The organism is Christiangramia pacifica (assembly GCF_057221535.1).
Genome location: NZ_CM170146.1, coordinates 2,983,765 through 3,008,446 on the forward strand (window position 1 = coordinate 2,983,765; position 24,682 = coordinate 3,008,446).

At 37.4% G+C, this 24,682-nt stretch carries 24 protein-coding genes and 1 pseudogene; 16 read left to right on the forward strand and 9 right to left on the reverse strand.

What is annotated here, in order from left to right; genetic code table 11:
• Positions 1-6 precede the first annotated feature (6 nt).
• From mobB to AC2S94_RS13705, 4 genes are all read right to left on the reverse strand, one after another.
• The gene (mobB, locus tag AC2S94_RS13690) at positions 7-1,038 is read right to left on the reverse strand and encodes a MobB family relaxase (RefSeq protein ID WP_484629125.1); all 1,032 of its coding nucleotides are present in this window, start codon (positions 1,036-1,038) and stop codon (positions 7-9) included.
• 10 nt (positions 1,039-1,048) lie between these two features.
• The gene (locus AC2S94_RS13695) at positions 1,049-1,438 is read right to left on the reverse strand and encodes a BfmA/BtgA family mobilization protein (protein ID WP_484629126.1); all 390 of its coding nucleotides are present in this window, start codon (positions 1,436-1,438) and stop codon (positions 1,049-1,051) included.
• A 579-nt stretch (positions 1,439-2,017) separates the two neighbouring features.
• Entirely contained in the window at positions 2,018-2,467 is a 450-nt protein-coding gene (locus AC2S94_RS13700) for a JAB domain-containing protein (protein ID WP_484629127.1), read from the reverse strand.
• Positions 2,468-2,540: 73 nt separating this feature from the next.
• A complete protein-coding gene (locus AC2S94_RS13705; protein WP_484629128.1) occupies positions 2,541-2,900 on the reverse strand; it encodes a single-stranded DNA-binding protein in 360 nt (119 codons plus the stop codon).
• Between the two features lie 792 nt (positions 2,901-3,692).
• Here AC2S94_RS13705 and AC2S94_RS13710 point away from each other — a divergent pair.
• The 16 genes and pseudogenes from AC2S94_RS13710 (at position 3,693) to AC2S94_RS13785 (ending at position 19,773) form a co-directional block, all read left to right on the forward strand.
• Entirely contained in the window at positions 3,693-4,439 is a 747-nt protein-coding gene (locus AC2S94_RS13710; protein WP_484629129.1) for an MBL fold metallo-hydrolase, read from the forward strand.
• 352 nt (positions 4,440-4,791) lie between these two features.
• Positions 4,792-5,439, forward strand: coding sequence for a DUF2231 domain-containing protein (locus AC2S94_RS13715; protein ID WP_484629130.1), 648 nt, complete (start codon positions 4,792-4,794; stop codon positions 5,437-5,439).
• Between the two features lie 9 nt (positions 5,440-5,448).
• Positions 5,449-6,954, forward strand: coding sequence for an FMN-binding glutamate synthase family protein (locus tag AC2S94_RS13720; RefSeq protein ID WP_484629131.1), 1,506 nt, complete (start codon positions 5,449-5,451; stop codon positions 6,952-6,954).
• On the forward strand, positions 6,951-7,499 hold the full coding sequence (locus AC2S94_RS13725; protein ID WP_484629132.1) for an ion channel: 549 nt from the start codon (positions 6,951-6,953) through the stop codon (positions 7,497-7,499). The genes AC2S94_RS13720 and AC2S94_RS13725 overlap by 4 nt, the downstream gene beginning before the upstream one ends.
• A gap of 129 nt (positions 7,500-7,628) precedes the next feature.
• On the forward strand, positions 7,629-8,000 hold the full coding sequence (locus AC2S94_RS13730; protein WP_484629133.1) for a nuclear transport factor 2 family protein: 372 nt from the start codon (positions 7,629-7,631) through the stop codon (positions 7,998-8,000).
• 6 nt (positions 8,001-8,006) lie between these two features.
• Positions 8,007-8,600 carry a DUF2911 domain-containing protein gene (locus AC2S94_RS13735; RefSeq protein ID WP_484629134.1) on the forward strand — a complete coding sequence of 198 codons (594 nt, stop codon included), beginning with the start codon at positions 8,007-8,009 and terminating at the stop codon, positions 8,598-8,600.
• 1 nt (position 8,601) lies between these two features.
• Positions 8,602-9,309 carry a PepSY domain-containing protein gene (locus AC2S94_RS13740; protein WP_114491028.1) on the forward strand — a complete coding sequence of 236 codons (708 nt, stop codon included), beginning with the start codon at positions 8,602-8,604 and terminating at the stop codon, positions 9,307-9,309.
• Positions 9,310-9,333: 24 nt separating this feature from the next.
• Complete coding sequence (locus AC2S94_RS13745; RefSeq protein ID WP_085767758.1) at positions 9,334-9,831, forward strand: DUF305 domain-containing protein; 498 nt, start codon at positions 9,334-9,336, stop codon at positions 9,829-9,831.
• Positions 9,832-9,862: 31 nt separating this feature from the next.
• On the forward strand, positions 9,863-11,674 hold the full coding sequence (locus AC2S94_RS13750; protein WP_484629135.1) for an efflux RND transporter periplasmic adaptor subunit: 1,812 nt from the start codon (positions 9,863-9,865) through the stop codon (positions 11,672-11,674).
• Between the two features lie 248 nt (positions 11,675-11,922).
• A complete protein-coding gene (locus tag AC2S94_RS13755) occupies positions 11,923-12,489 on the forward strand; it encodes a helix-turn-helix domain-containing protein (protein ID WP_300440191.1) in 567 nt (188 codons plus the stop codon).
• Positions 12,490-12,595: 106 nt separating this feature from the next.
• Complete coding sequence (locus AC2S94_RS13760) at positions 12,596-14,854, forward strand: heavy metal translocating P-type ATPase (RefSeq protein WP_300440194.1); 2,259 nt, start codon at positions 12,596-12,598, stop codon at positions 14,852-14,854.
• A 20-nt stretch (positions 14,855-14,874) separates the two neighbouring features.
• Positions 14,875-15,093, forward strand: coding sequence for a heavy-metal-associated domain-containing protein (locus AC2S94_RS13765; RefSeq protein ID WP_241551974.1), 219 nt, complete (start codon positions 14,875-14,877; stop codon positions 15,091-15,093).
• 27 nt (positions 15,094-15,120) lie between these two features.
• Positions 15,121-15,899: pseudogene (locus tag AC2S94_RS13770) on the forward strand (M90 family metallopeptidase).
• Between the two features lie 223 nt (positions 15,900-16,122).
• On the forward strand, positions 16,123-16,497 hold the full coding sequence (locus AC2S94_RS13775) for a hypothetical protein (RefSeq protein ID WP_086047670.1): 375 nt from the start codon (positions 16,123-16,125) through the stop codon (positions 16,495-16,497).
• Positions 16,498-16,590: 93 nt separating this feature from the next.
• Positions 16,591-17,451: a DUF3347 domain-containing protein gene (locus AC2S94_RS13780; RefSeq protein WP_083645360.1), complete on the forward strand. Its 861-nt coding sequence runs from the start codon at positions 16,591-16,593 to the stop codon at positions 17,449-17,451.
• Between the two features lie 30 nt (positions 17,452-17,481).
• Positions 17,482-19,773 (forward strand): multicopper oxidase family protein, encoded by a 2,292-nt coding sequence (locus AC2S94_RS13785; protein ID WP_241551973.1) that lies wholly within the window; start codon positions 17,482-17,484, stop codon positions 19,771-19,773.
• Positions 19,774-20,355: 582 nt separating this feature from the next.
• Here AC2S94_RS13785 and AC2S94_RS13790 read toward each other — a convergent pair.
• The 5 genes from AC2S94_RS13790 to AC2S94_RS13810 form a co-directional block, all read right to left on the reverse strand.
• Positions 20,356-20,781: an SDR family oxidoreductase gene (locus AC2S94_RS13790; protein ID WP_158091614.1), complete on the reverse strand. Its 426-nt coding sequence runs from the start codon at positions 20,779-20,781 to the stop codon at positions 20,356-20,358.
• Entirely contained in the window at positions 20,759-21,007 is a 249-nt protein-coding gene (locus AC2S94_RS13795) for a Rossmann-fold NAD(P)-binding domain-containing protein (RefSeq protein WP_083645357.1), read from the reverse strand. Before AC2S94_RS13795 ends, AC2S94_RS13790 begins: the two co-directional genes overlap by 23 nt.
• A gap of 287 nt (positions 21,008-21,294) precedes the next feature.
• Complete coding sequence (locus AC2S94_RS13800; protein ID WP_083645356.1) at positions 21,295-21,615, reverse strand: four-helix bundle copper-binding protein; 321 nt, start codon at positions 21,613-21,615, stop codon at positions 21,295-21,297.
• 114 nt (positions 21,616-21,729) lie between these two features.
• Positions 21,730-22,737, reverse strand: coding sequence for a potassium channel family protein (locus tag AC2S94_RS13805; RefSeq protein WP_484629136.1), 1,008 nt, complete (start codon positions 22,735-22,737; stop codon positions 21,730-21,732).
• 250 nt (positions 22,738-22,987) lie between these two features.
• Positions 22,988-24,319: a site-specific integrase gene (locus AC2S94_RS13810; protein ID WP_083645354.1), complete on the reverse strand. Its 1,332-nt coding sequence runs from the start codon at positions 24,317-24,319 to the stop codon at positions 22,988-22,990.
• Positions 24,320-24,682: the final 363 nt, after the last annotated feature.

Consider the following 24,682-nt stretch of genomic DNA (forward strand, 5'->3'; position numbering starts at 1 on the left):
CTTCGTTTATATTCCGATAGAGCTTGATTTAACTGCTATATCCACTCCCCTTCTCAACCGGTTAAAAACTTTTAAAGCCAACTGGGCTTTATTGGTTGGGATATTTGGCATCATAGGCATTCCGGTTTCTTTTAGCATTTTCATGGCAATTGCTTTTTCACTGGTTGGCAGTTTCATCAAATTTGAAAAATAACTTCTAGGGTTTTTAATGAACTCTTTCCTGGCAGTATAGGTTTCCACGAAGTTCCGTCGATATCCGAAGTTTTTATCGAATGTTTTTTCAGATTTTCCAAAGAATTTATCACGATCAAAACCCCGTTTGACTGTTTTCCCATTCAACTCAACCTTCGATGCTTTGTATTTGCTACCGGGAGATAAGCTATACTTATTCGAAGCATCCCTGCGGCTCACTATAATATGGATATGGCTTTGGTTCCCTTCTTTGGGCATTCCCTGTACAATTCGTTGCCCCGCTTGTTTATGGGGAGCTGCTTTTTCCAGTTTATTGATCTCCCGTTTCATCTGGGCAATATTCCTAGGTTGTTCTCCGCGTTCAACTTTTTGGATATCATTTTTTAGTTGAAGTATTTTGGTAGCAAAGGGCTGATTTTTCCGTACCTGTGTATCGGTGCCTTTAAAAAATCGTTGATGTTCAATTTTGGCGTAGTATTTTATATCATCAATATTGACCGGTCGGCCATTGAGTTCACGATTAAAAGAAGCCACATAATCTTTCATCACTTCGCGGGTATATTTTTTTAGATCTTCGCTGTCGTTTTTCAACCTGTTCAATTCATATTTTGAAGGACTTATCGTAATAGAATAAAACCTGGGTTCGGTTTTTTCCAGTTTAGCGGTATTGGCATCAATTTCCCGAACTACTTCCTCTGCCGAAATTTGATCATTATACTGATTAAAAAAGTACTCCTTATCCTGCGAATCCAATCCCTGATTTTCCTTTTCCAGGTAGTCCACAAAGTCGGCTGAACCTTGAGAATAATTCCCTCCTAATTTTTGTGCTGTGATGGTGATATACATCTTTAATAATTTATGAGTCATGTTGATTTCGTTCTTGATATTTGGGTTGTTTTTCTTCCGTATTTTTCTTCTCCAGGATCAGGGGTTGTTTTTTAGGTTCAGCTTCCTGGAACAAAGATTGCATCATGGCTACCGTTGGTTTAGTTTGTCCTTTCTCAATATCTTTTAAGATAGCGATGACTCCACTGATCCTTTTCTTGATCAGGTTTTCCAGGGTTTGCATTTTAGGGCCCATAGATTCCGTTGGAGAAATTCCATTATCCTCAAAAAACTCCAGCATTAAAAGCAAGGTCATGGATTTTGACATAGAAAGTTTTTTGCAATAGCTGTTGAATTTCTTTGCAACGGAAGCCTTCAGACTTATGCTTTTAAACCGTTCATTTTCATATCCTTTATCCATTTTTCCGTGAAAATTTTGTTGATTTTACTGGGCTGTGAAGTTTTTTCCGTGAAAAAATGACTTCAAAAAGCTTTTAATCGAAATTTATTTAATTTTAATTAATTGATTATCAATTAATTAGTGTTGACAACCAGATGTTTAACGCGGATTTGCCCGTTATCCTCTTGCTATTCCTTTTCGTCCCGCCAGGCGGGACAAAAATCTCATACAAATTGGACCAATGTCCAGTTGCATTTTGAGGAATAAAATTCCATTATGTAAAAAATTATGATTGGTAAGGATATCAGCGAAAGTCAAAAATTGGGATACCTTACATAAAATTATGTGCTGAAGTTCAGCTAATTAAATATACTATATTTTTTTTCAAAAGGAAATTTATATGCTATAGAATGAAAAAAATATTTTAATTTTATTATTCATTTAATTCCAGACTTGGAAAGAAAAAAAGGAAGGTTTAGATAACAGCGAATTTTCCTTTTCTAAAATTTTAGACTACCGGTAACTAATAAAAATTTGAGGGGTAGAAAAAAAACACCCCTAAAGTTTTTAGAGGTATTTTATAAGGGATTAAAATATAGTTTACAGGATACCTTCATCCGCAAAGCTTACATAATCACCATCTGGTGTCAGTATTAAATGATCCAGGACTTTAATATCTAACAGTTCCGCTGCTTTGGTAATTTTTTCAGTCAGGCGTTTATCTGCTTCGCTCGGTTTCAAAGTTCCGGACGGATGATTATGTGCAAGGATTACGGAACAGCTAAGGCTCTTGAGAATAACTGCAAACAAGATGCGTAGATCTACCAAAGTACCTGTAATTCCACCGGTAGAAACTTCAAAAATACCTTTCACTTTATTTGCGTTATTAAGCAGCATTACTTTAAAAGTTTCCTGCAAGCCGATCTGGTCTTTGTTCCAGGTATTGTATAATAGTTCAGCAGCATTTGCGGATGAACTTATTTTAGGCGCCTGAGAGATCTTAAAATTCCCCTGATATTTTATCGATATTTCATTAACTTTCGTTTTCATTTTAATCTGATTTAAGGTTAAAATTGAAAAAGAGGGCGTTACCGTGAGCAAGTACCCGCCCTCTTTTAATTAACTACTCCTGGCTTTCTGCCTTAGTAGTTCCATTACCTAAAAGAAGAATTTCACTGGCTACCACTTCGGTAACATATCGCTTCTCTCCTTCTTTGGTCTCATAGGATCGAGTGGTCAATTTACCTTCAATGGCAATTTCTTTTCCGGTGCCCACATAATTCTCTACGATTTCAGCGGTTTTCCCCCATGCCACAACATTGTGCCATTGTGTATCCTGTACTTTTTCTCCTTTTGAATTTTTATAAAATTCATTGGTTGCAATTGAAAAGCTGGCTACTTTCTTACCACTTTCAAGATTTTTAATTTCCGGGGTTTGTCCCACATTTCCGATTAACTGAACTTTGTTTCTAAGCGTACTCATAATTAAAAGATTTAAAAATTAATAATTGATTTACTTATTATATCCGGGGCGTTTTCCTGTTTTTGATTTTTTTTTACTTCGCTTCCGGGTATGTTGTTTTGAAATGATTTCATGAGATTTTTATTTGATTTACTTCCTATAGAGCCGTGTGCTGTTACCTTTTTTGATGCTGATACATTTTCAAGAGTTAGAATTAGGGAAGACTTATAAAAAGGAGTATGCGACTGGCTTATGCAGTCTGGACTAACTTCTAAATATTGGTATTTTGCATTACAAAAAAGGTAGGAACAGCAACGGCCGGGAAGGAAATGGAAATGCTGAAATTAAAAAACAACCGGAAGCGAAGTAAATGGATAAATGGAATTCCGATTTAGCGGGCGTCCTTTATTATTTAGTTTATAGAATAAGACTATAGGATAAGCACAAATTACTATATATCGAATACATCAAGAGAAAAATGAAAAGGATGCTCAAGATATCCTAAAGGAAGCTTTTTACCCGACATGGAGCATTTTGCAGAATGAAGCGGTAATGTGCTGACTGATTTACAACCAGAAAATTAATGAGATTATTAGTCACACAATCTTTGGCGTTTTTTCTATTGCTACAGGTGAAGCTACGTCAATCAACTGTAAACGTAAGGTATCATAATGTAATTTTCTAAAACTATTAACAACCAACATAGAATGTGTTAATCTCTTGTTATACCGGTGAACCTTTGTTTTTTCTTAACCTTATTTGTCTTTTATAACTCCTATTTTAGATAGTCTAAATTTTTAATTTAGGAATTCTATGGCTTTAAGATTTGAACCCATATTAGCAGAAGGTATTGCGCAGGTCTCATATTTTTTATGTGATGAAAGTGCAGGCTGCGCAGCAGTCATTGATCCTCGTCCCGATGCCGATATCTACCTGCAAAAAGCACGGCAATATGGAGTAACTATTACACATGTTTTTGAAACTCATATTCATGCAGATTTTATGAGCGGAGCTTGTGAGTTGGTTTCCCGTTGCAAAGGAAGCGCTAGAATTTTTGTAAGCGTTGAAGGTGACGCAACCTATGATTTTGCTCATGAAGCTGTTCGGGAAGGAGATGAGTTTGAATTTGGTCAAGTTAAAATGATGGCTAAGCATACTCCTGGTCATACACCCGAACATTTATCCTATTTATTATATGAATCCCACAAAGAAGACCCCTGGGGCATTGTAACTGGGGATTCCCTGTTCGTAGATTCTTTAGGACGACCAGATTTATTGGGTGATGAGAAGACAGATGAATTGACCCAGGCCCTTTTTAACACCATGCGGAAAGTTTTCTGCAAGCTGGGGGATGAAGTGATTGTTTACCCATGCCATGCAGCAGGTTCGGCTTGCGGCCCTGATATAGGTGACCGTATGAATACTACCATTGGATACGAGAAGATACATAATCCATTTATTTGGTTAATGAAACCCTTTCTCTTAATTAGGCACAACAGATTTTGTGAAATAGAAAAGTTGATTTGGTTAGTAGCAGCCTGCACAAGGGAGAGGGATTAAGCCCTTAAAATAATAACATCTCTCTTCCTATGTCAGGCAATTTAAAACTTTTGAAAAAGAGAAGTTTAATGAAGAGTACTTGGTTTTGGGAGGTGAACATTTGAAATGGTTGATTGGTTAATACCAGTTCGCCTCTCATTATCAAGTATAAATTTAGGGTTTCAGCTTCACTAAAGAAAACTGAAAAATAAATAGGTAATGAAAGATTGTTGCAATACAGGTAATAGCAAAGCACAGATCAAAAACCCGTTAAAAAAGTGGTTCAATTATATCGTGTACGCTATCATAGCCAGCATAGTTCTTGGGACTTTGGTACTGCAAGTAATTGGGTACTAATTAAAAACCGTAAGAGATGAAAACAAAACATTTTTTTTCAGCCATTTTGGTCATTGCCTTCTTAGGTAGTTTGACCAAAACCTTTGCCTTAAATGAAGAACGAAATAGCCTTGATGCAACTGAATTATCGGCCAGCATAGCATCAGCTGTACAATCAGATTCCGTAAAAGCAGATTTTGATGCGTTTCCCAACCTACACCCTATGGTCGTACATTTTCCCATTGTACTATTGCTGTTAGCGGTGGTTTTACAATTGATACAGTTGTTTACCTTGAACCGGACAATGGACTGGGTAATTCTCTTAATGGTAGGGTCTGGGTTTATTGGGGCGTATGTCGCTGGAACATTTGTGCACCCGCATACAGAAGGACTTACCGAAATGGCAAAAAGCGTACTGGAACAACACGATAAATATGCCGATTGGACACTATGGTCAAGTGCCCTTGCAGCAGTTCTGAAAATAGTAAGCCTGTTTTGGGTCAAACTAAAGCGTGGTTTCGAAATAGCAGTTTTTGTAGTTATGGCCTTTTCGGCATATTCAGTTTCCGAAGCAGGACATTATGGTTCACAGTTGGTATATATAGAGGGAGTGGGCCCACAAGGAAATTATATTGAAACCGAAAGTGAAGAAGGTCACGAGGAAAGTGATGGGCATTCACATTAAACAAGGATAATGAGAAAAGGATTTATCATAACGAGCATCATATTGATTTTAGCGGTAACAGCCATAATCATTCTATATCCATTGTTATGGTGGCTCGCATTGGTATTACTTCCTTTCTTGATTTTAGGACTAATCGATTATTTTCATAAATCAGATAACATTAGACGTACCTTTCCATTATTTGGTAGAATTACCAATTTTCTGGAAAAACAACGACACGTTGTCCAAGAAACCGTTTTCCTTAATAGGACGGAAGGAAAGCCCTTTAACTGGATACAAAAAGAAATAGTCTATAAACGTGCTGCGAACGCTAATAAAAGTCAACCTTTTGGCACACAAATACCGTACGATGAAGTTGGTCGTGAATGGTTTGCACATTCCACCTATCCGGCAAAAGAAGTCAACGATGATTTTAGAGTAATATTTGGAAGTTCCAAGTGCGACAAACCCTATTCTGCAAGTATTCTGAATCTTGCGGGAATGAGCTATGGCTCAATAAGCAAAAATGCGACCTTAGCCCTTAATGGAGGTGCCAAAATAGCTGGTTTTGCCCAGAATACGGGTGAAGGTGGCTTTACACCCTATCATCAACAATACGGTGCAGATATTATCTTTCAGTTTGGAACTGGATACTTTGGATGTCGTGATGCAGAAGGAAATTTTGACGCCAAAAAATTCGCCGACATCGCAACCAACGATGTAGTGAAAATGATTGAAATAAAAATTTCACAAGGAGCCAAACCTGGGTTTGGTGCCATACTACCTGCAAAGAAAAACACAAAGGAAATCGCAAAATTCAGGGATGTTGAAAAGAGTACCGAAATTCTATCGCCACCGCATCATTCGGCATTTGGAAACGATGAAGAGATGATTTCTTTCATTGAAAAATTGAGAGAGCTTTCCAATGGCAAACCAATTGGCATTAAACTATGTATTGGACAAAAAGATGAATTTGAAAGAATGGTTCAATCTTTTGCTGAAAAGCAAAATTATCCAGACTTCATTGCCATTGACGGTGCCGAAGGAGGCACGGGCGCTGCCCATATGGAATCACTTCATTGGGCAGGGCTACCGATCGTTGAAGCTATTCATTTCGCAAACCGGATTCTTAAAAATTATGACTTGCGAGATGAGATAAAATTAATGGCAGCTGGTAAAATCATTTCGGCTTTTGATATCTATAGAATGTTGGCACTCGGCGCAGATACCTGTTATAGTGCCAGAGGAATGATGTTTGCCTTGGGGTGTGTGCAGTCTTTAAAATGCAATTTAGATACTTGTCCTACCGGCATAACCACAATGGTACCGTCAAGGGTAGCGTCATTAGTTGTGGAAGACAAGAAGAACAAAGTAGCCAATTACCATAAAAACACAATGGAAGCCTTTAAAGAGTTACTGGGTTCAATGGGACTTGAAAATAGAACGGGCGTACATAGAAAATACATTGTTAGACGTATAAACGAAACCGAAACAAAGACATATCAAGAAATTTTTATAAAACCCTCAAAAGAATGAGTGAAGAAAAGGATATAGAAACCACGGCTGCCTTTTATGGGCAACTTTTCAATAGTTCAAAGTACGTACTATTGGTAGTGCTTATTGCTACAGCTATCGGGCTGTATGTCTTGCCTAATATTAATGCTATCTATGCTGTGGTTATACTATTGGCCCTTACGCTAATAAAGATAGGATTTATCATAGCCTTATCCTTTAATCAATTAATGAAAATTATCGGACAGAGCCATTTGCTGAGCCACGTTTTAGTGTTATTCGGATTTTTAATTGTCCTGATTGTACTTTCATTCGCTATAGACTATACAGCATTACATTTTTTTGATTCTACTCATTTCAAGATAAATAATAGTTCGGGAAATAACGGGCTGTTGGTATTTTTCGATATGTCCTATTTCAGTCTAATTACATTTTCATCTGTAGGCTACGGCGATATAATCCCGATAACGGTTACAGCTAAAACCTTGGTGGCACTTGAGGTGGCCCTCAGATTTTTTGTCCTTGTATTTGGTATCGCAAATGTGAATAGAATTCGAGTAAATAAATAACCCTTAATAACTAAAATTATGAAAACACTAAAACTAACAACAATCTTAATGCTAATTATGTTTGCCACAGGCCAACTGTTTAGCCAAAACGCAGATTCAGGAACAGAGAAAGAAGCTGTTCTAAAAGTAATGAAATCATACAAAGATGCCCTGCAAAACCTAACGACTGAAGGTACCTTTGAGTTGTTTACAAAGGACTCGGAAGTTTTTGAATCTGGCGGTGTTGAGGGTTCTTATACACACTATATAGAACATCACTTAGGACCAGAATTAGGTCATTTCAAGAAGTTTGAATTTTCAGATTATGTGATTGATGCAGAAGTAGACTTGCCCTACGCTTTTACTACCGAAACCTATATCTACACTATCGTTCTCAACCCAGATGATGAAGGCAAGAGTAGAACGATAAAGAAAAAAGGGGTGGCAACTTCTATCCTTAAGAACATAGATGGGAAATGGAAAATAATTAAAACGCACTCTTCGTCAAGAAATACAATGTAAAATATAATGAAAAAACACATCCATTTTTCTGTAGTATTAATCATTTCTCTAATAGTCTCTTGCAAACAAGAAAGTAAAGAGACCAAAGAAGTTGTGACGAAAGAAATAGAAACAGTTTCTCAAACCGCTGAACCCGACAAGAAAAAACCATTAAGTCCGCATACCGAAACAATGGCAATGGTTGGCGATGCTCATATTCATATCGATTACTCTTCCCCAGGCGTAAGGAATAGAATAATTTTTGGTGGACTGTTGGCGTATGACCAAGTCTGGCAGGCTGGTGCCCATATGGCCACTTGGTTGGAAACAGATAAGGATTTAGAAATTGATGGCAAGGTATTGAAAGCCGGAAAATATGGATTTTTTGTTATTCCGAATCAGGAAGAATGGACTGTCATTTTCAACAGAAATTGGAACCAACACGGAAAGGATGACTATGATGCGAGCGATGATGTATTACGATTTAAAGCAACGCCTAAAATTTCCGAAGAAATCAAGGAACATTTAGAGTACAAAATAAACAAAACAACAGAGACTTCAGGAACAATCTCAATGAGTTGGGAAAAAGTAACGATTGAGTTTCCTTTCGAAATAAAGTAATATGGTCAACAGAAAAACAGCGAAATGGATTAGAAAAGCACACCGCTACTTGGGTATCTTTTTAGGTATTCAGTTTTTGATGTGGACGATTAGTGGGATGTATTTCAGCTGGACGGACATCGACGAGATACACGGTGACCAATTTAAGAAAGAAGCACCTGTACAGACCTCATTTAATGATTTGCTCGGCACGTCCCAACTCGCTACTAAAGAACCCGTCCAATCATTGGAATTACTGGAAATAGCAAATGAACCTTACTATTGGATTAATGAAGCACAGCTTTATAATGCCAGAACAGGACAAGGGAAAAATGGAATTACTAAAGAAGAGGCTCAACAAGTCGCAAATAGGTATATGCTGAACGATTTGGAAATAGCAAAAATTCAATTAGTCGATTCGGTAGGGCCACATCACGAATATCGCGGTCGCCCACTTCCAGCCTATGAGATCTCGTATGATGTGCCACTAAATTTAAAAGCCTATGTGGCGGTTGAGAATGGCGCTTTTCAAACGGTGAGACATAGAGACTGGCGTTGGTTTGATTTTCTTTGGATGACCCATACAATGGATTATCAGGGAAGGGATAATTTCAACACGTTGCTATTAAGGGCATTTTCACTTTTGGGATTGATAACAGTCTTAAGTGGTTTTGTACTATGGTACATCAGTTCCCCATCAATCAGAAAATTAAAGAAGAAGCTTAAATAGATAATAACTTAAAAACCAAAAACAATGGATTCAAAAGAAAACACACACGACGGAATGAAGAAAAATACTTACGGAAAGTTTATGGCTATGCTTGGGCTTTCATTTATAGCAATGTACATCACAATGTACCTAAATACCTACGAATGGGACCACGTTTGGTTTAGCCTTACAAGATTTTATATGGTTTGCCTCGGTATAGCTGCAATGGCAGTAATTATGTTGTCATTAATGCTAAATATGTATAAGAACAAGAAAAAGAACATAGCTATTTATTTGGGGAGTTTAATACTTTTTGTGAGTGCATTGGGTCTGGTACGCGAACAAAAATCAACTGTAGGTGACGTTCTCTGGATGAAAGCAATGATTCCACACCACTCTATTGCAATCTTAACAAGTAAAAGAGCCGACATAAAAGACCCAGAAGCCAAAAAACTTGCTGAGGAAATCATAGAAGCACAGTTGCGTGAGATAGCACAAATGAAAAAGATTATTTACAGATTGGAAAACAAAAAAGAGGAATAGTACTTGCACTATTTCTTTTAAAACTAATATTATGAAAAAGAATTTAATATTTATTGGCCTTGCCTTAGTAGTAGGGCTATTGGGAGGATGGCTCATATTTGGAGGGTCTGGAAATGATGAACAGGCGATAAAGGACTTGTCCGATATGTCAGATTCGCACGATCATTCAGGTGAAAGTGCTGAGCAGATGTGGACTTGCTCAATGCACCCACAAATTATGCAACCCGAACCTGGCGATTGCCCAATCTGCGGAATGGACCTCATTCCAGCTGAGGCCGGAGCAGACGGTCTGTCCGCGGATGAGATTAAGATGACCGAAAATGCAATGGCACTGGCTAACATACAAACGTCGGTCGTAGGACAAGGTCAGATGGGTAGTGGCACATTAAAACTATCTGGAAAGATAAAGCCCAATGAAGAATCCAACGCTGTGCAGGTCACCTATTTTGGTGGAAGAATTGAAAACCTCTATGTTAATACTACAGGAGAACGTGTAGGTGCCGGACAGCGTTTAGCAACTATTTATTCACCTGAATTAGTTTCTGCCCAACAAGAATTACTCACGGCTGCATCGTTGAAGGAATCACAGCCAGCACTCTATAAAGCTGTGAGGAATAAACTAAAGCTTTGGAAACTTTCTGAAAAGCAAATTAATGCTATAGAGACCGCCGGAAAAGTGCAAGAAAATTTCCCTGTTTATGCAACCGTTTCTGGGACAGTAACGCATAAAATGGTAGAAGAGGGTGACTATGTAAAACAAGGACAACCATTATATAAAATAGCAAATCTCAATACGGTTTGGGCAGAATTTGATGCCTATGAGAATCAGATTGCTTCCTTGAAAGTTGGTCAAACCATTAAAGTGACTACCAATGCGTATCGCAATGAAGTATTTGATGCAAAAGTTTCATTTATTGACCCTTTATTAAATTCTTCTACACGTACCGTCGTAGTTAGAGCAGTACTTAATAATAAGAACGACCTATTTAAACCAGGTATGTTTGTCGAAGGTAAAATTGAAGGTGCTCAAGAAAGCACTTCAAGTAAAATAACAGTTCCTGCTACAGCTGTGATGTGGACTGGTGAACGTTCTGTAGTTTATGTTAAAACTAATCCTAACGAAGCTGTTTTTGAAATGAGAGAAGTCTTACTCGGTAATGCCAATGGAGACACCTATACCATACTTGAAGGTCTTCAAAATGGTGATGAAGTGGTAACTAATGGCACGTTTACAGTAGATGCTGCTGCACAATTACAAGGCAAAAAATCTATGATGAACACTGCTGGTGGCAAAACAATGACCGGTCACGAAGGCCATCTGGGAATGCAAGGTGTTACTGCCGAGGATAATATGAACAGCACCAATCATTCACAAATGAATGAAAGGATTGAAGTTTCCAGCAAATTTCAAGGCCAGTTAAAACAGGTTTTTGATGATTATATTCTTTTGAAAGATGCTTTGGTTAATGATGATGCCAAAAATGCACAGCGAGCAGGAAAGCAAATCACACAGTCATTGAAAAATGTAGATATGAAGTTGTTGTCCGATGACAAAGCACATAACCATTGGATGACCATTCAAAAGGAATTGCAGAATTCTGCAACAGCTATTACCAATAAATCAGATATTTCCGAGCAAAGAGACCATTTTAAACATTTATCTGCACATATGATAAGTAGTATCCAGCTTTTTGGAGTAAACCAAAAAGCCTACAGCCAATTTTGTCCAATGGCAAATGATAACAATGGTGCTTACTGGTTGAGTTTGGAGGAAGAAATTCGAAATCCTTATTATGGACAAGCAATGTTGAACTGTGGCGAGATTAAGGATACAATTGAGTAATTCTTTCAAAAAATAGCACGATTTTTTTACTTGAAAATAAGATTATGAGTGAAAATAGAAGAAATAGAAGAAAAGACAAAAACAAGAAAATGATACAACCTAAAAGTAATACCATTACCACAAGGGAAAAAATTTACGGTATTATTGCTATGGTTATCTTATTTCTCGCAGCTTTATTCGCAACCATCTATATAAGCTTTTAAAACTTTAATACGTGGAAGATCAATGTTTAAAAAACTATAACAACTATGTCGAATACTATTTACATAAAAAATATGGTCTGTCCAAGATGCATTTCGACAGTATCACGGGTCTTACGTGATTTAAATCTTGAATTTAAGGCGATTAAGTTGGGCGAAGTAGAATTGGTATCAATACTTGAGGAAACGGAAAGAAACGCTTTAGCCGAAAAACTTCAAGACTCTGGTTTCAATATAATTAATGACCGTAAAGCACAGCTTATCGAGCAAATGAAAACTTTGGTTGTGGAGAAAGTACATCATTCCAATCAAGAGCCCGATTTAAAATGGGCAGATACTGTTACAGGCGAACTAAACTTAGATTATAAATATTTAAGTTCCCTATTCTCGTCAGTAGAAAGCATAACGTTTGAGCAATACATTATCAACCAGAAGATTGAACGTGTTAAAGAACTTATTGTTTACGACGAATTAACCTTGAGTGAGATAGCATTTCAACTACATTATAGTAGCGTTGCGTACTTAAGCAATCAATTCAAAAAAGTAACGGGAATGACACCCACGCAGTTTAAGAAGTCCGTGGATAAAAACCGAAAATCATTGGATGAGATTTGATATTAAAAAAATATATCAGCAAATTCTACAAATCATCAAGCATATTACGTAACACATTAAAGTCTTTTAATCCTGAAATTTGTATTGTACAAATAAAGATGGGTTTATGGAGACAATTAATATATTTGAAACCGAAAAAAAGAATCATAATCAGGGAATAAAAAAATCCTTCCCATTAACAGGGATGACCTGTGCAGCTTGTGCATCAAGCGTTGAATCTATACTTTCACATACCGAAGGTGTGAACAAAGCCGAGGTTAACTTTGCCAGCAGTTCGGTATTGGTGGATTACGACGAAGGCACTACCGAAGAACAATTGCAAAATACTCTAAGACAGGTCGGCTATGACATAATTATTGATGCCGAAGACCCTTCGGAAGTACAGCAAGAACTTCAGGAAAAGCATTATCAGGATATAAAAAAACGTACTATCTGGTCGGCAATCCTTACGCTACCCATTTTCGTGTTGGGAATGTTCTATATGCAATGGGAACCAGGTAAATGGATTTCTTTGGTATTAGCATTTCCTATACTCTTTTGGTTTGGACGCAGCTTTTTCATCAATGCCATCAAGCAGGCTAAACACGGTAAAGCTAATATGGATACTTTAGTCGCTTTGAGTACCGGAATCGCTTTCCTCTTTAGTGTATTTAACACTTTCTTTCCTGAATTTTGGTTGAGTCGTGGTATCGAGCCTAACGTATATTACGAAGCGGCTACCGTGATTATTACTTTTATTTCCTTGGGGAAACTATTGGAAGAAAAGGCGAAATCAAATACGTCTTCAGCCATCAAAAAACTAATGGGTCTTCAGCCTAAAACCCTTAAAATTATTGAGAATGGAGAAGAAAAGGAAATCCCAATTTCATCCGTACAAGTGGGTCAGACCATTTTGGTGCGTCCCGGAGAAAAGATTCCCGTGGATGGCGAAGTTTCCAAGGGAAGTTCGTATGTAGATGAAAGTATGATTACGGGAGAACCTGTTCCAGTTCAGAAATCCCAAGGGGAAAAGGTCTTCGCCGGTACGGTTAATCAGAAAGGAAGCTTTCAATTTACCGCTGAAAAAGTTGGTGGAGAAACCTTGCTTTCCCAAATTATTAAAATGGTTCAGCAAGCGCAAGGGAGTAAGGCACCGGTTCAAAAACTGGTCGATAAGATTGCCGGTATCTTCGTTCCCGTGGTATTGGGTATTTCCTTTGTAACCTTCATCGTCTGGATGTCTATAGGTGGCGACAATGGCTTTTCACAAGCCTTGTTGACCTCTGTAGCCGTGTTGATTATTGCTTGTCCCTGTGCCTTGGGCTTGGCAACGCCTACCGCCATAATGGTAGGTATCGGCAAGGGAGCAGAAAACAATATTTTGATAAAAGATGCCGAAAGTTTAGAACTTGGCCATAAAGTGAATGCAGTAATCCTTGATAAAACGGGGACGATTACAGAAGGAAAACCATTGGTAACCAACATACTTTGGAAGGACAAGCTTGAAAATCAGAACGATTACAAGAAAATTCTCTTGTCTATCGAAGCACAATCAGAACATCCCTTGGCAGAAGCCGTCGTCAATCATTTAAAAGAGGAAAATATTGTACAAGCAGAAATTATTTCCTTCGAAAGTATCACAGGAAAAGGCGTAAAGGCCCAATCAGAGAAAGGTTCAAAATATTATGTGGGCAACCATAAACTTATGGTTGAAAAGAATATTCAAATCGACGCTTCTTTGATACAAACAGCAGAAAGTCTGGAAGAGAAAGCAAAAACAGTCATATTTTTTAGTAACGAACATCAAGTTCTTGCGATACTTGCCATTGCGGACAAGATTAAAGAAACTTCAAAAAAAGCCATAGCTACGCTTCAAGAAAGAGGCATCGAGGTCTATATGCTCACGGGAGATAACAATAAAACGGCTTCTGCCGTGGCAAATCAAGTAGGGATTTCAAATTACCAGGGCGAAGTAATGCCTTCGGACAAAGCGGCTTTTGTCGAAAAATTACAGGCGGACGGAAAAATAGTCGCAATGGTTGGCGATGGTATCAACGATTCGCACGCTTTGGCGCAAGCCAATGTAAGTATTGCAATGGGTAAAGGTTCGGACATAGCAATGGATGTCGCAAAAATGACCTTGATAACGTCAGATTTGCAATCCATCCCAAAAGCATTGGAACTGTCAAAAAGAACCGTGTTGGGCATACGTCAAAACTTATTTTGGGCATTCATTTATAACATCATCGGTATTCCAATTGCAGCGGGAATTCTGTATCCCGTAAACGGTTTTTTATTGGACCCGATGATTGCAGGCGCAGCAATGGCATTCAGTAGTGTATCTGTTGTTGCAAATAGCTTAAGACTTAAACGAGTAAAACTTTAATAATAAATAAATTCAATACTATGAAAACTTTAAAATTTAAAACAAATATCAATTGTGGTGGGTGTGTATCAAAAGTAACCCCTTTTTTAAACAAACAAGAAGGTGTAGAAAGTTGGGAAGTAGATACCTCTAATCCTGATAAAATCCTAACCATTGAAAGCGATGGTGCAACCGAAGAAGATGTAAAATCGGTTTTGCAAAAAGTGGGATTTAAAGCGGAAAGTTTAGATTCAAATTAATAGATGTTCCTTAATGGCTTCATCAATATGACGTACACCCCTATTTTCGGACTTATTCTTCTGTTCATATTTTTTCTTGTTTCGAGAATTGGAGGAAAAAAGGTCGAGTCCTTTACCGAACAATGGCATCCTTTGCTGAAGGAAAATGTACTTTTTTATCGGAACCTTTCCACAGAAAAACAGGTGGTTTTTCAGCAAAAAATGATGCTGTTTTTAAGTGAGGCCTATATCGACACTGTGAAGCTTGAATTGGAAGAATTGGACAAGATTTTAATTGCGGCAAGCGCAGTAATCCCTGTTTTTGGCTTCGAAGAATGGCACTACACCAATTTAAGCGGCATCCTTTTATATCCAGATAAATTTAATGAGGATATGCACTCTAGTAGTAAGGATAACGCATGGAATATTGGTGGAATAGTTGGGAATGGAAGGTTCGAGAAACAGATGATACTTCCTAAAAAAGCATTATACCACGGCTTTAAAAATACCAGCGATAAAAGTAATACCGGCATACACGAATTCGTACATCTTATAGATAAGTTGGACGACAGAACAGACGGTGTGCCAGAACAGCTAAGGGAACATCAATATGCAATACCTTGATTAAATTTAATCCATGAAGAGATGAAAGCGATAAATGATAACCATTCTGCTATTAGAAAATATGGAGGAACCAATCAAGCTGAATTCCTGGCCGTTGCTTCAGAGTATTTTTTTGAACGTCCAGACTTCCTAAAAAAGAAACATCCCGAATTATTCAAAATGTGATTAAATGTTTTAATCAAAAAATGACTGATGTTGCCTAAAGATGTGAGGTCTTAAAATGGATTGATAAGAACAGAATGAAGAGGAGCACATTCATTAATTCTATCGTTTTTTGGTACTAGAAGCTTTTCCCAAAATGTTGAGCTCTGAAATTGTCACTGATGAAGTTGGATAAACTTTAAGAGTAAAAGCATATTTAATTCTACAGAAGACCGAGCTGTAAAACGGATTGCTTTTTTCACTAAATTCGCTGCGCTATTCAAAATGGGAAAAAAGATTCAAATAGTGATAATTGTACTTACCCTTGGCATTTTTTTAGTGCCAACGAGCGTATGGGCACATATTGATCTTTCCCACCCATCTGAAAAAATCAGTTGTGCAGATAGTGCAGAACACTCAAAGAGCGATTGTTGCAAGGGTCATAAAAGCCAAGACAAGAAAGAAAAGGATTGCGATGGAACCTGTGGAAGTATTTCCTGCCATTGCCCATCAACCACAATTTTACCAATAAATTATTCTTCAACTTCAGAAGCATCAAATCCTGTTGCTATGGCTGCTTTCAAAAATCTTTGGAACTATGCAAAACAACAGCCAAAACCAGTCTATTTCCAGATTTGGTCCCCGCCAAAATTAAGTTAGTTCATCTACCTTGACAGCCAAAGCTATGTCAGATTGAAAACGAACTTCTTGTTTTCAAAATTAAAACGTATCAAATAATTCAAATCTTTTATAATGAAATCAATATTTAACATATTGATAGTGCTATCGGTGGTGCTATCAACAACTACGGGCTTCGCCCAAATTAAAAACCCAACAAGGGAAACTGTAAAAATTCTCGGTAACTGCGATACGTGTAAATCAGCTATCGAAAATGCGGGAAAGCTTAAAAATGTGGCCAGCGTTACTTGGAACAAGGACAGCAAAATGGCAGAAATAAGCTTCGATTCCGAAAAAACAAATCGGGACGAAATATTAAAACGCATCGCGTTGGCAGGTTATGACAACGACGAATATCTGGCACCGGATGCTGCTTATGCACAACTTGCCGAATATTGCAAGTACGAAAGACAGCAAAAGCAGCCCATAAGGGCTATGGACCATACCAAAATGGAGAAGAAAAAAAATAAACCAATGGAAGAAATGACAATGCCTGAAATGACGGAAACAAATCCAATGGAAGCCGTGTTCAATAATTATTTTGCTATAAAAGATGCCCTGGTAAAAACCAATGCGACGATAGCGAATGGAAAATCTGCGGAATGGTTGACTATATTAAAAAACTTGAAAACAGAAGCGTTGACGGCGGAAGGGCAAACCGCTGTAACCAAGGTAATGCCATCTTTAATGGAAGCCGCAAAAAGCATTGCAGCAACCAAGGATATTGGCAAGCAACGGGAAACATTCAAGGTTCTGTCAAAATATATGCACGATATAATTTCTGTTTACGATACCAATGAGACCCTTTATTACCAATACTGCCCAATGCAGGATGCCAATTGGTTGAGCAAGGACAAGACCGTTAAAAATCCCTATTATGGTTCTCAAATGTTAAGCTGTGGCTCTACCGTGGAAACTATTGACACTAAAAATTGAATTCAATAAAATTTGATTTTTGATACCAAAATGAAAAAAATTATAATAATAATCCTGTTTCTCGAAACGCTTTCCATAAAGGCACAAAATATAGTGCGCTACGACCTATATGTTCGTGATACCATCGTAAATTTTACGGGTAAGGAAAAACGTGCCATCGCAGTGAACGGACAAATACCAATGCCAACGCTAACGTTCACAGAAGGCGACATTGCCGAAATTTATGTGCACAATGAGTTGGATGAAGAAACAGCCCTGCATTGGCACGGTCTGTTTTTGCCCAATAAGGAAGATGGCGTACCTTACCTCACCCAAATGCCCATTCCGCCGCATACCGTCCATAAATATACCTTCCCAATCATACAGCACGGGACCCATTGGTACCACAGCCATTTTGGGCTTCAGGAACAGATTGGTATGTATGGTTCTATGATTTTGAACAAGAGACCGGACGATAAGACCTTCAGAAAAGGCATTGACGACCTGCCCACCATTCCCATAGTATTGAGCGAATGGACGGACTTGAAACCAGAAAATGTGCATCGTATGCTCCACAACGCATCCGACTGGTTTGCCATACAAAAAGGGACTACACAGAGTTATGCCGAGGCTATTAAAAAGGGGCACTTTAAAACAAAACTTCATAATGAATGGAAACGGATGCTTGCAATGGACGTGAGCGATGTGTATTATGACAAATTCCTCATCAATGGCAAAAGTGAAAATGAAGATACATCCCTCAAGGGCTTAAAAGCTGGCGATAAAGTACGGCTGCGCGTTTCAAATGGCGGTGCTTCCAGTTATTTTTGGCTTACCTACGCCGGTGGTAAAATAACCGTGGTGGCCAACGACGGTAATGATGTGGAACCTGTGGATGTTGATAGAATGTTTATTGCTGTATCAGAAACCTATGATGTGGTTGTTACCATTCCTGCGGACAATACTGCCTTTGAATTTTTAGTAACACCGGAAGACCGTACAAAATCGGCTTCCATATATCTTGGAGAGGGCATCAAAAAACTTACGGAACGGCTTCCAAAACTGAAATATTTTGAAGGTATGGAAATGATGAACGAAATGATGAAGATGAACGGCGATCTGGACCAAATGGGAATGAGTATGAGTATGCAGCAAATGGATATGAACGTGGTGATGTATCCTGAAATAACCGGTCCTGAGGATAACGGAAAAGACAAGAAAATGGAAATGGATGGCGAAGATCCTAATGGCCACAAAATCGATGGAAAACAGGATATGGATGGAATGAAGATGAGCGAAGCTATGTACAAGAGCAACGAACTTGCAAACATTACGACCCTCAACTACGCTATGTTGAAATCGCCTACGGTAACAAAACTTCCACAGGATGCACCCATAAAGGAACTGCACTTTACGTTAACCGGCAATATGAACCGTTATGTTTGGAGCTTGGACAATAAGGTTATTTCAGAAAGCGATAAAATATTAATAAAAAAAGGGGAGAAAGTAAGGATTACCCTGTATAACAATTCAATGATGCGACACCCGATGCACCTGCACGGCCACGACTTTAGGTTGCTCAACAGCCAAGGCGAGTATGCACCGCTAAAAAATGTAGTGGATATTATGCCTATGGAAACCGATGTTATCGAGTTTGAGGCCAATGTAGAAGGCGACTGGTTTTTTCACTGCCACATATTGTACCATATGATGAGCGGTATGGGCAGGGTTTTCAGTTATGAAAACCAAGAGCCAAATCCTTTGATACCAAACCCTGAATTGGCGTTAAGAAAATTAAAAGGTGACGACCGGGATTTCCACCTGATGGTAGAAAACGATTTTGCGACCAACGGAAATGATGGATTGCTGATGGCTCAAAGTACACGATGGAGTTTTGGCACCGAATGGCGTTTGGGCTACAATGATATGCACGGTTATGAAACAGAAACACACATAGGAAGGTATATTGGAAAAATGCAGTGGCTGATACCGTTTGTTGGGTTTGATTGGCGCTATAGAAAATTGGGACATAATGAGGTTGAGGAAAATTTGTTTAGCCAAAAAAACACCAAAGATAAACGCTCTTTAGTGAGCATAGGAGTCAATTACACCCTACCGATGTTGGTAATGGCACAAGCAGAAATATTTACGGACGGTAATATCAGGTTACAATTTGAGCGCAATGATATACCCGTAACCCAAAGGTTGCGTATGAACCTGATGTGGAATACAGATAAGGAATATATGGCTGGTTTGCGTTATATCACAACACGTAATTTGGGGATTACCACTCATTTCGACAGTGATATGGGTTTTGGAGTCGGTCTTAATTTAAATTATTAATGGAAAATTATGTCCATTCCATCATTGGTAAATTCAAAAATAGAATTTCTACGTCATCAAAAAGGAAATTAGGTTTTTCATACGGCGTTAGATTTCCAACTTGTAAAAATTAATGAATTAACAATCGAAAAAGATGGCAGATGTTGTTTTTTAGAAGTTCACCACACTATTCAGTACATCATCTGCTTCTTTATGGATAAAATTGCCCCATAATTCAAGGTGGTTTTTAAATCACTATGTCTATATAATTTGTAGCATTAAAGGATTAATGGAATCGCCGGCAATCTTGTATGTCTGGCGGTGTGATTAGAAAGACTTTTATTTTTTCTTTTTAGCTATTTTTTTTAATGTTTTTTAGAAGGTTCGTAGTAATCTGATCATAAATAAAATTGTTCAGTTTCTCTGTTTAAAGGTTCACGGAGGCATTAATCACTCCATCTTCCTCTGATGGGATTCTATTGCACGGAACCGTCAATAGTTGCAGCTAAATTCCAGTTTTTTATAATTATGTGTCATTCTGCTTTACCTTTCATTTTATTTTAAACCGACCAGATAATTTTTGCAAATTCCTTTTTAAAGCATTTAGGATTTCATTATTCGTGTAAGGATTGACACTCCCAGCATAGGGACACCAAAAACCCCTATTACTTTTTTGTGTTCGTAAATCTGATCAAAGGTACTATAATCCTGCGCGCGGTCCTTAAAATCGCCATAAATACCCGGATCGCCTGGTACGGGTTCCCAAAGGTTATCTTTTCTGTGTGGATCTTCTTGCTCATTTGTTAACTGACCCTCAATCCCGTATTTTGCCATATAATGGTCAAGAAAATCGGGCACTAATTTATTTCGTAAAATTGTTTGAATCGTAGGGTATCCTACCATCCTTAGCCGATCTACTGTTTTTCGACTTCTACAATGGCCCTGGCCGCAACTTCCGGCTGGTATATTTTTCCCACAGGCATAGGTTTTTGGATAAACCTTGTTTTTACCCAGACTGCTCCACTTCAAAATCCTGTAATTCTTTCAGAAGCCTTTCGGTGCCTTCCACAGTAATTTTTTGATAAAGAGGGCTGGATTCTCCTGAAAAATCATAATAAGCCGCAAGATGCACCACAGAGGCAATTCTATTTCCATAGGCAAAACGTACTCGTTCAAAGGCATTTTTTATACTGGTATCTGAGGTGAAGTCTATACATACACATTCTGCCGTGGGTGGAGGAAAGGGATAACCCACATTATCCAGCCCTACGACAAGATACTTTTTAGCAAGTTCGTTAATATGGTTAGCCCACTGCTTCCACTCACAACAATAACTTCTTTATTTGCCTGAATTGCCGGTTTGTCCATGCCTTATATTATACTATAAATTTTATACTTCGTCCATCTACCCTATCTCTTTTATGGGATTTAAATTCATATGCTTCACATCAGGATCGTCACACCAACTTCACTGTCACCTTCCAAATTTTTTCAAAAAAACCCGGACGTGGCCGGGTTTTTAACAAAACTTGATTTAAATCTTTAAGCTTTAAAAGTAGCACAAGCTTCTGCACATTCGCGACATGCTTTCGCACAATCCTTACAGTGCTGTGCATCATGTTTATCACATTCCTGAGCACATTTTTCGCATACTTTTTTGCAATAATCAACTAACCCCTGTACATCTTTATAACTGGTTGCTAAAATTTGACTTAAGGCAGAACAGGCTTCAGCACAAACATGGTCTATACGAATACAATCTACCATCATCTTTACATCATCTTCATCAAGACAGGCATCTGCACAAAAATTACAATGGTTAATACAATTTCCAAGGGCTTTAATTAGTTTTTCATTTCTCATAATCTATTAAATTTTTTGATTCTACATAAAATTAAGCATGCACATTAAAAATTACTTTTAAAATTATGCTAAGGTCTTTCTGTTTTAAATTATTTTAACTTAGATGTAAAATAATTAAGAATATTTTGTGTCTACATGTTCCCAATTCCATCCTTCCTGACGCACTAAAGTTTTGAAAAATAGACGATTTTTGCTCACCTTTGCTGAAAACCCATCCGTATCAAAATTCTCCAGTATAAGTTCCTTTTCTAAAAGCCTATGAGTAGTTGAAGCCGGAGGGCCCGAAGGTAAGAGCCTCATGTGGGTTACCTCGGCGATTACTTCAAAATAATTATCATAAGCTACTATTAGTGGTTTTATGTCTTTAGAATCAGGTCTGAATTCCTCTTTAATTTGATCTGAAATAATCAACAAAGCTTCATAAAGCCTTGCCAGTTGCAGAATAATCGCATTTTTCCCTTTATTATTATGAAAATAGTGAATTACCGGGTAAGCCCGGTGTTGCTGGCTATATTTGATTATGGAGTCTGAAATTTCATCAATTTTACCTGTTAGCCGATCGAAATTTTCACCATTCCAGGCACTCATTACAATTTCTTCGGGACTGCTTCCCAGTGTACTTAAACTTATGCCAAGTTTACGCTGGTCTATGACTGCTGTAAGGACCGGAATAAAATAGGTGACAGACATGGTGAGGAGAATAAGCCCTGTAAAGGAATATATAGTGGTAAGTACCCTCCAAAGATCGGTGGAGGCTACATAATCCCCCATTCCTAAAGTTGAAACCGTAAATCCACTATAATACGTAATTTGCCAGAAACCGGCCGGAATTTTTGTGGTACTATCTATAATAGAGCCAGGAGAAGAATAAAGTATAAAAACCATGCTCGCCCATAAAAAGAATACCCAGATTAGCACAATAGAAATTAGTAGAAAATAACCCGCATGGGCCAGCAATTTAGAATTACCGTTCCTGCCAGAAATCAGCAATAAAAACTTCCAGAAAAAATGTGAAAAACGGCTGGTAAGCCAACCCCCGCCCTGCATGGATAAAGTGGTTTGCAGAATATCCAGAACTATGGCGACATACAGGATTATTCCGATAATTAGATAAATTTCCATATAGGTATTTTTGGTTAGTTAAATAGGCCGAAAAATTAAGGCATTCAATTATTTTGATAGAGAACTAAATAAAATTTGGTCTAAGTTCATGCCGTATCGAGCCATTCTATTCAGGATATTAAAATTTTTAAATGATGGTGAAAAATATCCGGTGTCAAAATTAAAGCTTAGATTTTATATAAGAAATCAAGTAAAGATTACATAATGTAAGGATTATCATAAGATTAAACTTAAGAAAGATAATCTCAAATTAAAAGTTAATAACACTATCCAGAGCTTCATCAGCATCACGATGAATAAAATTTGCCTGATAATTTAAAGTGGTTTTTAAATCACTATGTCTATATAATTTTTGCAGCATTAAAGGGTGAATTCTATCACCTGCAATATTTCCAAAGCTATGACGGGCTATATGATTCGATAATGTTTTATCAATGCCACAGAGTTTAGCTATTCTTTTTAAATATTTATTGAGAAGTTTAGTGGTACTCTTTGTCCGTGTATAAATTTGTTCGGCTTGAGTTTGATCTACTTCCCGTAAAAAAGGGAATAAATATCCATTATTGAATTTCTTATCTGGGCGATAGTAATCAATTATAATCCTAGCTTTATCAGGAATTTTTAAACTTAGAGGTTTACCATTTTTTTCCATGACATAGTATAAACGTTTATCCTTGAAATCAGACCATTTTAATTTAATTACATCTGAGATTCGCATCCCGGCAAAATAAAAAGAAAACAACCATATGTTGTGAGTATGCCATATAGTTGAGTACTTCTCTAATTCGAGTGATTCTATCTTCTCAATTTCTTCTACATTCAATCCAATTTTATTACCTGAGGATATTCTAATTTTCTCTTTCTCACCAGCAAAAGGATAATATTTCTGGGCAATTACTCCTTCTTTAATTGCAATATTATAAAGAGTTCTAATGAAAATAAGCTGATTGGTTATTGTCCTTGGTTTATGATTCAGGTAAGAAGAACAAAATGTCTTATATTTTCTAATAAAAGATTCGTCAATATCCCTGAATCTTAGGTTATCATTTTTTTTAAAATATGCAACGCCATCCATCCAGTGATATTTAGATCTTCTTGCCTCGCTCACTCGCTTTAACCGTCTTTGTTTAATTTCTTGGATGATTTTTGCCTTACTTCTCGAATTCTTTAGTTGTATAAATTCTTCAATATTATATAGTATTGATAACTGCGCTTTAGCAACTGAAAAAACTCCCGTGTCATATTTACTTTGAATATGTTCAGTGGCAACAGTAAAGAAAGATTTAGAGCCATCTGGCCCTTTTAATTTTTGTTTTATTTGCCTTGGCGTAATTTTTTTCTCTGCATTGAAATAGATATCATTGACTTCAATCATCCTTTTCATCAAAAAGTTATTTAACTGCTTAAAGTTTGGATGAGTCTTTTTAACCTTACAAGCAACGTTATCCCAATCTTTTTCAAATACAGAATGTCCCAGCCAAACATAATTCGTTTTATAATTTTCGCTAATTCTTAAGGCCAGAGGTATCCTTCCATCCTTCTTTTTCATGTTTTTCCTCAAAACAATCTTTAAATTTGCCATACAGTTAGGATTTAAAACCCTGTAATATAATAATTTACACCTAAAAACTAGTACAGAATAAGTACAGAATAAGTACAGAATCGGTTGATTTTAGGCCATATTATATAATATCAAAATTTATCAAAACAACATTAACTAATTGATTTTCAGGTGTTTTAGATAGATTTGACTTCTAGCAGAATATTTTCATAACCCGGAGGTCCCGAGTTCAAATCTCGGTCTCGCTACTACAGAAAATCCCTTCAATTTTGAAGGGATTTTTTTATTCCTGAAACTCTTCTTAAAAGTTCCTGCTCCCCTGTTATATTTATTTTAAAGTCAGTCATAATCTGATCCAAATCACCTTTATTTGAGTAACATTTT